Consider the following 10,974-nt stretch of genomic DNA (forward strand, 5'->3'; position numbering starts at 1 on the left):
CTGTGGCTTTTGTTTTTCATGCTTACTTCTGCCGCTACTCGGTTGCGGGATATTCTGCAACTGCGATTTACTGATCTATTTGCCTCGCTTCCAGTCCATATGTTGGAAGCCATTTCTCCGGCTAGTCCGTGGAAGCGGCTTCTCAAGGTGGCGGGGTATGCCGGTGCGCGGCTGATAGGCAATGTGTTTCGGCCGATTCGTAACCCGGAGGATTTGCGGGGTAAGGTTTGGCTATACGTAGTAAGCCAAAATAACTATGAGGCGCTTTCTTTTCTCCGCGAGGCTCGCCCCGATGCCGTGTTGGTGGCTGGGCAAAGCAAACAGATTGGCCGCTATACTAAGCAGGTAAACCGGTTATCGTTGCGACGCAAGTTGCTGTATTATGGGCAATTACCTACTGCTTACGCCGGGCTACGGCAACTGGTAGGACGCCGAGCCTGGCGCTTTTTCGACCTGATCTTCAATGCCGTTGGCTATTACGAAGTATACTGCCGGGCGTTGCGCCATTACCAGCCCCGGGCCATTGTATTCGCCAACGACCACAACGACGACGCCCGCGCCCTGCTGCTGGCCGCTCGGGCCTGTGGAGTGCCCACGGCCTACGTACAACATGCCAGTGTGAGCACCAACTTTCCCCCGCTCGGTTTTGATTTGAACCTGCTGGAAGGCCAAGACGCGCTGGATAAGTACCGGCAGTGTGGCCCCATTGCAGGCCGAACTGAACTGGTAGGCATGCCCAAGGCCGATGCTTTTCTAGCTACCAAAAACCAGAATCCCACTGTGCGCGGGGTGGCCGTGGCTATCAACATGCTGGATAACATGCAGGCCATAGCCACAACGTTGGCTCATGTGCTAACTACATTCCCAGCCCTCACCTTTACCCTACGCCCTCACCCCGGCGACGCGCGCGACTTCTCCTTCCTGCGCGCTCAGCATCCCCAACTGCACTTTTCAGATGCTCGCCAGGAAAATGTGTTTGCGTTTCTGCTACGTCATGATGCCTTACTTGCGGGGGATACGAGTACGCATCTGGAGGCCACCCTACTCAACTTAGCCAGTATATACTTCCGCTTCGGTGACCATGGTGTAGCAGAGGACTACTACGGATACGTGGCACATGGCCTTATTGGGCGGGCGCACACCCTAGCCGAGCTTACCGAGCAGTTGCAGCAGTACTCCCAGCATAAGCCTGCCGATTTGTACCGCCGGGCAGCTTACTATAACGCTACGCTGGGTACTCCCGATGAAGGCCACAGCCAGGAGCGGGCAGTCCGGCTGCTTCAGGAATGGCTGGGATACTAGCCGATCAGAATAGTACGGCCAGCAGCTACGAACTAGGCTTGCGATAAACGCGGAAGTGTGCTTTAGAACTTACTTTGCCGCTATGACTGCCCCGCCGTTTCCTTGTTATCCCATGCCGGTTTCCCCCGAAATACGGTTGACCTACGTACTACAGCACTTCTGGCAGGCCTACGAGACGGTGCCGCCAGTTTCTATTGGCTACCCTAGTCACCAGCCTCAGATTGAAGTAGCCGAGGCATCAGGCCCTTTCTTTGAGCAGCAGCACCCCTATCCTCCCGCCCCAACGTGGCGGCAGTGGCAAGGCCGTACTATTCCCTTCTTTTTCGATTCCGCGCCGGACAATCCATTGATTGAGTGGCGCCCCAATGGCCAGGCCATTATTTATGCCGACATTATTTCTGCCGCGTTCTATTTGCTCAGCGGCTGGCAAGAGTACTTCTCGGAAGAGCGGGACCAGCACGGCCGCTTTCCTTACTCGGCTAGCGTGCAGCACCGCTACAATTTCGTAACTATTCCGGTTGTCAACTACTATTTCGACGTGCTGAAGACTGCCGTAGAGCACGCCATCGGCCAGCCGCTACGGCTGCGCCGTTGGGCTGGCAAGGCTACCTGGGCGTGTTGTATCACCCACGATATTGACAACCTGTACAGCGCCTGGAAAGCGCCTGCTAAAGCCGCCCTGCGGCAGGGCAACCTGCGGCACTTTGGCCGGCAGCTATGGCAGCACTTTACTACCCATGATACCTGGGACAACCTAAGCCAAGTACAGCAAAAGGTAGCTGAATACGGGGCCAAAAGCACTTTCTTCTTTCTACCAGAATATCGCAAGGCCGCCAACGGTACGCCCAATGCTGACTACAACATTCAGAAAGTGTGGGCCCACGCGGCAACGGCCATTGGCAGTGCCGAAGTTGGCCTACATGCCAGTGTGGGTACAAACACACAGGGTGGACAGCTAAAAGAGGAAGGCCACCGGCTGCAACGTCTTAGAAACGGCGTGAAGGCCGATGGCATCAGGTTTCACTACTTGAGTTGGGAGCCACGTATCACCCCTGGCCTGCTCGATGAGTTGTTGTACACGTATGACTCTACCCTCGGGTTTGCCGAGCATTTCGGGTTTCGCAACAGCTACTGCCTGCCCTTTCATCCGTTCAATTTTCAGCAAAGGAACGCCTTCCTATTCCTCGAGATTCCGCTCAACGTGATGGATGCAACCCTTCATCACCCACGCTACCTACAGCTAGCCCCTGAGGAAATAGCGCCGGCTCTGACGCCCATGCTCCAGGAGATTGAGCGGTTTGGGGGCGTGTGCACGGTACTGTGGCACAATGAAAACTTTGACCCCGCCAACACCCACAACGGCCCGCAAGAGTTCCATACCCTTATGCAGTACCTTTGCAGCCGTAATCCGGCCTTTCTTCACGGCCAAGATATTGTTTTGCACCTGGAGGCGGAGAAGTAACTATCCCGCTTCAGCCTGCGCTACTTCTCACTTTTCATTTTTCCAGATTGGGTATTGTTCAGCGGCAAGGGCTACGTAACACTATTATTTCCTACATCGGGCTGGCGCTGGGCTTTATAAACACGGCTCTAGTGCTGCCCAAATTCTTGGAGCCACAGCAGCTTGGCCTCACGGGCACACTAGCATCCATTGCTACCATCTATGCTCAGGTAGCCGCCTTTGGTTTCGCCAGCGTGGGCATTCGCTTCTTTCCGTACTTCCGCAACCGGGAGGCCGGCCACCACGGATTTTTACCGCTGCTGCTTGGCATTCCGCTGCTAGGTTTTTTGGTGGTAACGGCTCTTTACTTTGCCGGCGAGCCACTGATGCTGCACTGGTACGCTAAGGATGCCAACGCGCTAGCCCCTTACTACGCTTGGGGAGCGGTGCTGGCCTTGTTCACGCTGCTGTACTCTATCCAAGATGCTTACCTCAAGGCCTTGTATCACACGGCTTTTTCTTCCTTCGTGCAAGATATTCTCTTGCGGCTACTGATAGTCGGGGGGGCACTACTATACGCCCAAGGATACCTCTCGTTTCATGGATACGTACTGTGGTTTGTGGAGGTAAACAGCGGAATTGCTCTGCTCTTGGCGGGCTACGTTGCTGCTATTGGCGAACTACATATGCGGCCCACACGGGCTGTGCTGGCCGTACGCCCCCTGCGAGAACTCCTGAGCGTTGGGGGGTTTACGTTGTTGAGCAGCCTATCCGGAGCCATCATCATGTATATTGATACGCTCATGGTCGGCGCCCAGGTAAACCTAGCGGCCGCAGGTATTTACCAAGTAGCATTCAACATTAGCACGGCGCTGGCCATTCCGGCCCGCTCCCTCAACAAGATTGCTTTTCCCCTGCTAGCCGATTATTGGAAGCAGCAAGATTTGGATCGAATGGCTGACTTCTACCGTCGCACCACCCGGCTCAACACGTTGCTGGGCTGCTTTCTGGCGCTGGGCATTGGCCTCAACCTCGACTTCATTTATTCGCTCATGAAAGCTCGCTACGCAGAAGGCACCATAGTTGTGCTCCTGCTACTAGGTAGCCGGCTGTTTGATGGCATTACGGGGGTCAACGGGCTGATTGTGGTTACCTCTCCGCGCTACCGCTACGACCTGATTTTCAATACGTCCTTAGCCGTACTTACTATCATGCTGAATACGCTTTTGATTCCGCGGATGGGCATTTCGGGTGCGGCGGTGGCGGCGGCAGTAGCGCAGGTCAGTATCAACTTGGCGCGTACCTGGTTTGTGTGGCACAGCTATGGCATGCAACCCTTCACTTGGCGTATTCCACTTATTCTACTCATTGCCGCCCTAGCCGCAGCCACAGCATGGCTGGTGCCCACGTTTCCATCTTTGCTGGTTACTACGCTGGTGCGCTCTGTGATGCTTACTGCCGTCTATGGAGGACTCACCCTGCTTACCGGCACGGCCCCCGAAGCCACGCAACTGCTACGCACCCTTCTAGCTCGCTTAGCCCGGCGTTGACATAGCATCGTTTTTCTTTGAAAAATTCAATCCAATAGCCATTAGTGGTTAGCAGCTACTTTAGTTACTGAATGGCTAATCTGAGCTTTATACAGTAAGAAAACAACCCTTATTTAGGACAGTTGTCTTTCTCAATCACCAGACATACAACTAAATACCTGCTTGTAACAAACCAGATTAAAAATTATTATCGAACGATAGTTTTCATATAAGTAAGTGATAATGCCAAAATCCTGTTTTCAGGATTTTGCTTTTTTGGACAAATACTTCTTGCCAAAAGAAAATTTGGAACTATTCAAGCTCCGTTCCTATTTTTGCGGTACCAATTCTTTACCACCAAAGGATTGTTTTTATACAGAGGCGTGGAGAGACAGGCTCTACGAAACGCCGGCAACCCTCAGAGTATCTGAAACGGTGCCAAGTCCTGACCATATAAAAACAACAAGCCGTGAACTTCTTCAACTGCACCCTCGCCGCATCTACTACTCGCATTGCTGTACAGCATGGATGTTGTAGCATGATGGAAATGGCCGTCTGTACCGAGCGGGCCATGCAGTGCTGTTGTTAGTATCTCACGCGTAGTTCCTTTTTGGTTTGCGTGCTGCTTGAAACACTTAGGCCCCTTTATTGGTCACTAGGTTTCTTTCCTACACGCGCCGCCGTTTTGCCCGGTAGTAGTTCAGCTGGTCACGCATAGCGCCTCGCTTCAACACCAGGGCAATTTCCGGCCGGACCCTTGCCCCGACCGGCAAGTTTTTCTCCTAGAACACGTCTATTTATGTCCGCAGCTTCTACTGCGCAGGCCGTTCCGAACTTGGACGCCTTGCGCTTACCGCTGACGCAAGCTTCTGCCCTTGAGCGCCTCCGCTTAGTAGCAGAGCATTTTCCCGGCACAGCGGTTTTTTCTACTTCGTTTGGTTTAGAAGATCAAATCATAAGTCATTTGATCTTCAGCAACGACCTTCCTATTCGGGTGTTTACGCTGGATACCGGCCGTAACTTCCAGGAGACCTATTCTACTTGGAACAAAACCCTGATCAAGTATCAGAAGCCCATTGAGGTATTCTTTCCCCGCCAGGAAAGCGTGCAGGAGCTTATGCTTGCCAAAGGGCCCAACAGCTTCTACGAAAGCGTTGACAACCGCAAGGAGTGCTGCTTTATCCGCAAAGTAGAGCCCTTGAACCGGGCGCTAGCGGGGCAGCAAGCCTGGGTAACGGGTATCCGGGCTGAGCAGTCGCAAAACCGCCAAACCATGGACCCGGTGGAGTGGGATGCAGCGCACCAGCTCACGAAGGTGCACCCTCTGTTCGACTGGACGTGGGAGCAAGCGGTGGAGTTTGCCCGCGCAAACAGCATTCCCGTAAACCCGCTGCACCAGCAGGGTTTTGTGAGCATTGGGTGCGCGCCGTGCACCCGTGCCATTCGTCCCGGCGAGGACTTCCGCGCTGGCCGGTGGTGGTGGGAGGACCTGTCCGCTAAGGAATGCGGCTTGCACACCACGGCCCACCACGATGGCCCCGACCCCGTGGTAGAGCCCGTACCCTCCCCTTCCCATTAGTAACCTTCTACGGCCAGTCGGCCCTCTTTGTAGCCGACCTACACGCCCAACTAAATATGAGTACCCCCCAATTTGATTACCTCGACCGGCTGGAAGCCGAAGCTATCCACATCCTGCGGGAAGTAGCGGGCCAGTTTGAACGCCCCGCGCTGCTGTTCTCAGGTGGCAAAGACTCTATTGTACTGACGCGCTTGGCAGAAAAGGCGTTTCGTCCGGGTCGGTTTCCTTTTCCACTGGTGCATGTAGATACGGGCCACAACTTCCCCGAGGTGCTGGCTTACCGCGACGAGTTGGCGGCCCGTTTGGGCGAGAAGCTAATTGTGCGTAAGGTGGAAGACACCATTAAGCGGCAGCGTCTGCGGGAGCCGGGCGGTAAGTTTCCGAGCCGTAACCCCTTGCAGACGTACACTCTGCTAGAAGTAATTGAGGAGTTTGAGTTTGACGCTTGCATTGGCGGGGCCCGCCGCGACGAGGAGAAGGCCCGGGCCAAGGAGCGCATCTTCTCGGTGCGGGACGAGTTTGGCCAGTGGGACCCCAAACGCCAGCGCCCCGAGCTGTGGAACGTGTACAACGGCCGTATTCAGAAAGGCGAGAACGTGCGCGTGTTCCCCATTTCCAACTGGACGGAGCTGGACGTGTGGCGCTACATTCAGCGCGAGAATATTCAGCTTCCCGATATCTACTTCGGCCACGAGCGCACCTGCGTAGTGCTGCCTTCCGGCCAACTTCTGGGCCTTTCGGAGCACCTGCGCCTTGATGACGACGATGAGATTGTGACCCGACAGGTGCGCTTCCGCACCGTGGGCGACTCTACCTGCACAGCGGCGGTAGAAAGTGATGCCGCCACGGTGGAGGACATCATTCAGGACTTGCTACTAGCCAAAGTAAGCGAACGGGGTGCCACCCGCCTCGACGATAATATCTCGGAGGCGGGCATGGAAGACCGTAAGCGCAACGGCTATTTCTAAGCGGTGAAATTGTGAGCGGGAGGCGACAAGCAAGCAAAGCCGACCGCCTCTTCTCAACAAAAAGCACCATTTCACCACTGTACAATTTCACCTCATGGACCTTCTCCGTTTTATTACCTGCGGCAGCGTCGACGATGGCAAGAGCACGCTCATCGGCCGCCTTTTATATGATTCCGAATCGGTTTCGCTTGACGTGCTGGCAGCCCTGGAAAAGCGCCAAGCTTCCAATGGTACCGTTGACCTAGCCCTCCTCACTGACGGCCTGCGGGCCGAGCGGGAACAGGGCATTACCATCGACGTAGCCTACAAGTACTTCACTACCCCGCGCCGTAAGTTCATCATTACCGATGCACCAGGCCACGTGCAGTACACCCGCAACATGGTGACGGGCGCCTCCAATGCCGACCTAGCCATTGTGCTGGTCGATGCGCGCCAGGGAGTAATTGAGCAAACCCGCCGCCATACCTTGATTGCCGCTCTCTTGGGCATCCGTCACTTTGTACTGGCCGTGAACAAGATGGACTTAGTTGGGTACGATCAGGCGGTATTCGATCAGATTGCAACCGACTACGCCGACCTGACCAACCACTTCCACTTGCCAGCGGCCGTGGCCATTCCGCTCAGCGCGCTGCAAGGCGACAACGTGGTGACGCCCTCCACGCACATGCCATGGTACACCGGCACCAACCTGCTGGCGCACTTGGAAAGCGTGCCGGGCTCGGAGGAAAAAGCAGCCGATCCTCGCTTCCAGGTGCAATACGTTATCCGGCCTCAGACACCCGAGCTACCCGACTACCGGGGCTACGCCGGTCAGATCCAGAGTGGTCAGTATCGGCGGGGCGACCGGATATTGGTGCTGCCCTCGGGCCTGGAGTCGGAGATTGAAGCCCTTGAGGTCAATCAGCAGGAAGTAGAGTCCGCTTCGGCCCCGCAGGCCGTTGTTATTCGCCTGCGCGATGACGTAGATGTGAGCCGTGGTGACACCATTGTACCCGTGGCGCATCAGCCTACGAGCACGCGTGAACTGGAAGCTACCCTGTGCTGGATGAGCGAGCAGCCGCTGGCTCCTGGTCGTAAGCTGCTGCTCCAACACCACACGGCCCTCGTGAAAGCGGCGGTTCCTACTATCCTCTACAAGGTGAACGTGCAGACGTTTGAGCACATCGCCGCCGACACGGCTCAACTTAACGACATCGTCCGGGTGCGCATCAAAACCGCCCTGCCTCTGGCTGTTGACAACTACCAGGACAACCGGGCTACCGGTTCCTTTATTCTGGTAGATGAAGTCAGCGGCGATACGGTAGCTGCCGGCCTGGTAGAAGCTGCCAACTCCGAGTACTTCACGGCACCCATAGCGCCGCCGGTGGTCTTTTCTATCTAGCCAGAAGGCGCCGGCTGCTTCGCCCTCACTGCTTCGGCAATGCGCTGGAGCCCCCTACGCTGCTTTCCGCTCCCTTTTCCACTATGCCAATCACCATCACTCCCCGTCTTACGGTGCTAGGCGCCGGCCCCGGCGACCCGGAACTGCTCACGCTGAAAGGGGCGCGGGTGCTGGGTGAAGCTGATGTCATCTTATATGATGCATTGGCCAACAACGACCTGCTGCAGCACGCCCGCCCAGAAGCCCTCAAGGTATTTGTGGGCAAGCGCCGGGGTCTACGCAGCTACTCTCAGGACGAAATCAATGGGCTCATTGTTGAGCACGCTCTGCAGTACGGGCACGTGGTGCGTCTTAAGGGGGGCGACCCGTTCGTTTTTGGGCGGGGTCGGGAGGAAATGTTGTATGCCGAGCAGCACGGCCTGCTTACTGACTACGTGCCGGGCATTAGCAGTGCCGTGGCAGCGGCGGGTAGCGTAGGCATCCCCGTTACGCACCGCGGCGCCAGCGAAGGCTTCCAGGTGATTACGGCCACTACTGCTACGGGTGAGCTATCGGGCAGTGTGGCCGAGGCGGCTGGCTCCCGCACCACCACCGTTATTCTAATGGGCCTGGGCGAGTTAGAGCGCATTGTAGAGGTGTTCAGCCTGCATGGGCAAGCCAACACGCCGGCAGCCATTATCCAGAATGGAACCCTATCGACCGCTCGCCTCGTGACTGGCTCCGTAGCCGAGCTACCCGCTCGGGCAGTAGCTGCTGGTATGGGCGCCCCGGCCATTATTGTAATAGGCGAAGTAACACGGCTTGCTACCCCTGAGGCCTTGTTAATGGCTTTGCCAACTGCCGCATTTACAGCGCCTGCTTCTTACGCTAAAGTAGCCTAGTGCTGCTCCCTCTCTTCTCTGCCAGAACCGAATCGTTACATGTCTTCACCTTCTTTCACTCCTCCCGGCGGCCTTACGGAAGCCAACCTTGAACAGCTGGCTACGGGGCTTTCTAGCCAACAGCTGGTTTGGTTGAGCGGCTACTTCTACGGCCGGGCCGCCGGTACTCCGGCGGTGGCGCCTCAGCCGGCGGGCGCTGTTGCAGCAGCCCCCGCCGCGGCCCCCAAGCTCACCATTCTCTACGGCTCTCAAACTGGCAACAGCAAAAAGGCAGCCGGTATTGCGGCCGAAATAGCTCGGCAACAAGGGCTGCACCCCACGGTGCGGGACATGAACGACTACCCCACCAAGGACCTCAAAACCGAGCAGCAATTACTGGTCGTTGTCAGCACCCAGGGAGAAGGCGACCCACCCATTGCGGCAGAAGAACTGCACCAGTTTTTACTGAGCAGCCGCGCCCCCAAGCTACCTAGCCTTCAGTACGCCGTGCTGGCCTTGGGCGACAAAAGCTACCTTCAGTTCTGCCAGACGGGTTTCGAGTTCGACCAGCGCCTAGCCGAACTTGGGGCCCAGCGCCTGACCGAGCGCGTAGATTGCGACGTGGAGTTTGAAGCTGAAACCCGCCAGTGGGCAGAGCAAGTGCTACGCCTGGTCGCCCAGCCTGCTACCGCTTCAGTGCCAGCTAGCGTATCCGTGGGGCAGCCTGCCTTGCAGCCCGCTGGTACCAACTGGGATACTACTACCCTGCCGGAGCCGGAGATATACACCAGCCGCAACCCCTTCGCGGCGCCATTGCTCGATAAAATTCAGCTCAACGGGCGAGGCTCTACTAAGGAGACTTATCATCTGGAGTTTTCTCTGGAAGCCTCTGGTATTCAGTACGAAGCCGGTGACGCCCTAATGGTGCAACCGGTGAACCGGCCGGCACTAGTAGAAGATGTGTTGGCGGCTGCCCGCTTGGAGCCTACGGCGGCGGTGCAGGTAGACAGCGCCTCTCTCCAGCTAGATACGGCCCTCACCGAGCGCTTGGAGTTATCGGTGCTGACGCGCGACGTATTGGAGCGCTATGCGGCCCTGGTTCCGCAGCACGCACGACTGCGGGAGATTTTGGACGACAAACCTCAGTTGCCCACGTACCTATATGGCCGCGACGTGGCCGACGTACTCACTGAGTTTCCCACTCAGCTGACGGCCTCGCAGCTTGTGGAAGTATTGCGCCCCCTACCCGCACGTGCCTACTCTATTGCTAGCAGTTTGCTGGCTCACCCGGAAGAAGTGCACCTAACGGTGGGCGCCGTTCGGTACGAAACCTATGGCCGCCACAAGCACGGTGCCTGCTCCGTGTACCAGGCTGACCACTTAGCCGTTGGCGACACGGCCCGCGTGTGGGTTGACCGCAACGAGTATTTCAAGCTTCCTAAGGACAACACCACCGACATTATTATGGTAGGTGCTGGCACCGGAGTAGCACCATTCCGCGCTTTCGTGGAAGAGCGCGCCGAGCTGGGCGCTACCGGCCGCAACTGGTTGGTGTTTGGTAACCCCCACTTCACCACCGACTTCCTTTACCAGACGGAGTGGCAGCAGCACCTGAAAAACGGCACCCTGGACCGGCTGGACGTGGCCTTCTCGCGTGACCAGGAAACCAAGCTCTACATTCAGCACCGCCTGTTAGAGCAGAGCAGCCGCGTGTACGAGCAGTTACAGAACGGCGCCCACTTTTACGTGTGCGGCGACAAAAATCGCATGGCTGCCGACGTGCAACGGGCCCTCATCACTATCATCAGCCAGGAAAGCGGCCAGGATGAAGAGTATGCCGCTGACTACCTCAAGCAATTAAAGAAAACCCGTCGCTACCTCGAGGACGTGTACTAAGCTCCAGGAGCCGTCGTG

At 56.7% G+C, this 10,974-nt stretch carries 8 protein-coding genes and 1 riboswitch; all 8 genes read left to right on the forward strand.

Translation table 11 applies throughout. The features are described from left to right. The first annotated feature begins 18 nt into the window (after nt 1-18). The 8 genes from VI25_RS05875 (at nt 19) to VI25_RS05910 (ending at nt 10,956) form a co-directional block, all read left to right on the forward strand. On the forward strand, nt 19-1,302 hold the full coding sequence (locus tag VI25_RS05875) for a hypothetical protein (RefSeq protein ID WP_236704911.1): 1,284 nt from the start codon (nt 19-21) through the stop codon (nt 1,300-1,302). A gap of 112 nt (nt 1,303-1,414) precedes the next feature. Next, the gene (locus VI25_RS05880; RefSeq protein ID WP_045688182.1) at nt 1,415-2,764 is read left to right on the forward strand and encodes a DUF7033 domain-containing protein; all 1,350 of its coding nucleotides are present in this window, start codon (nt 1,415-1,417) and stop codon (nt 2,762-2,764) included. 47 nt (nt 2,765-2,811) lie between these two features. Further along, complete coding sequence (locus tag VI25_RS05885; protein WP_052695147.1) at nt 2,812-4,293, forward strand: lipopolysaccharide biosynthesis protein; 1,482 nt, start codon at nt 2,812-2,814, stop codon at nt 4,291-4,293. 347 nt (nt 4,294-4,640) lie between these two features. Beyond that, nucleotides 4,641-4,732, forward strand: a riboswitch (SAM riboswitch). Nucleotides 4,733-5,071: 339 nt separating this feature from the next. Next, complete coding sequence (locus VI25_RS05890; RefSeq protein ID WP_045688183.1) at nt 5,072-5,851, forward strand: phosphoadenylyl-sulfate reductase; 780 nt, start codon at nt 5,072-5,074, stop codon at nt 5,849-5,851. 56 nt (nt 5,852-5,907) lie between these two features. Then, nucleotides 5,908-6,819: a sulfate adenylyltransferase subunit CysD gene (gene cysD, locus VI25_RS05895; RefSeq protein WP_045688184.1), complete on the forward strand. Its 912-nt coding sequence runs from the start codon at nt 5,908-5,910 to the stop codon at nt 6,817-6,819. A gap of 94 nt (nt 6,820-6,913) precedes the next feature. Beyond that, entirely contained in the window at nt 6,914-8,200 is a 1,287-nt protein-coding gene (locus VI25_RS05900) for a sulfate adenylyltransferase subunit 1 (protein WP_045688185.1), read from the forward strand. 83 nt (nt 8,201-8,283) lie between these two features. Further along, nucleotides 8,284-9,081: a uroporphyrinogen-III C-methyltransferase gene (cobA, locus tag VI25_RS05905; RefSeq protein WP_045688186.1), complete on the forward strand. Its 798-nt coding sequence runs from the start codon at nt 8,284-8,286 to the stop codon at nt 9,079-9,081. Nucleotides 9,082-9,120: 39 nt separating this feature from the next. Continuing rightward, nucleotides 9,121-10,956 (forward strand): assimilatory sulfite reductase (NADPH) flavoprotein subunit, encoded by a 1,836-nt coding sequence (locus VI25_RS05910; RefSeq protein WP_055562348.1) that lies wholly within the window; start codon nt 9,121-9,123, stop codon nt 10,954-10,956. The last annotated feature ends 18 nt before the right edge of the window (nt 10,957-10,974 follow it).

It is taken from the genome of Hymenobacter sp. AT01-02 (assembly GCF_000961955.2).
GTDB lineage: Bacteria > Bacteroidota > Bacteroidia > Cytophagales > Hymenobacteraceae > Hymenobacter > Hymenobacter mucosus.